Annotated in this window: 1 protein-coding gene; it reads right to left on the bottom strand. The window is 62.6% G+C overall.

Annotation, left to right across the window (positions count from 1 at the left end; genetic code table 11):
- Positions 1-326 (bottom strand): MmcQ/YjbR family DNA-binding protein (locus ABD212_RS18980; protein ID WP_344097787.1); only part of this gene is annotated, 326 nt, incomplete at its 3' end.
- Positions 327-545: the final 219 nt, after the last annotated feature.

Raw genomic sequence — 545 nt, 5'->3', positions numbered from 1 at the left:
GCGCGAGAAACCTTGTGGGGGACGACCATGCGCCAAGCGTCGACAACGAGCTCGCGAGCCTCGGTCGGGTCCAGTGACGCAAGATCTGCGTGGACCCAGTTGAAGCGCAAGTCAGACGCCGACGGCATCTGAAACTTGCGCGGGTCGCCGCCGACCAACGCGGCCCGCTCCTCCTTCGGGAAGGCGAAACCCATCACCCTCTCGTCGAGAGAGAACGCCACATAAACCATCTGACCGACGCGGAACTTCAACCTCCCGCGCACATACACCTGGTACGAGCGCTCCAACGCACCGCCCAGCGCCAGAACATCCTCGATCACAGCCATCCCAGAACCCATCCGATATGCGTGAGGCAGTAGGCCGTTCGCACGCAGTCACGGCCACTCCGTCGAAGGTCTTCTCGGCGACTCGGAGGGCAGGAAGGATGTCCACTCAACCTCAGACGCAGTTCATCCGCACTACATCTTCCTGTCGATGCTCATCATCCGCAACGTGGGAACGACGACATGCGGCAATCGACGCCGCGTCCGTCGCATCCGCGACCG

The organism is Microbacterium deminutum (genome assembly GCF_039530205.1).
GTDB lineage: Bacteria > Actinomycetota > Actinomycetes > Actinomycetales > Microbacteriaceae > Microbacterium > Microbacterium deminutum.
Note: the sequence above shows the minus strand (reverse complement) of the source record. Positions and strands in the feature narration are given on the sequence as shown.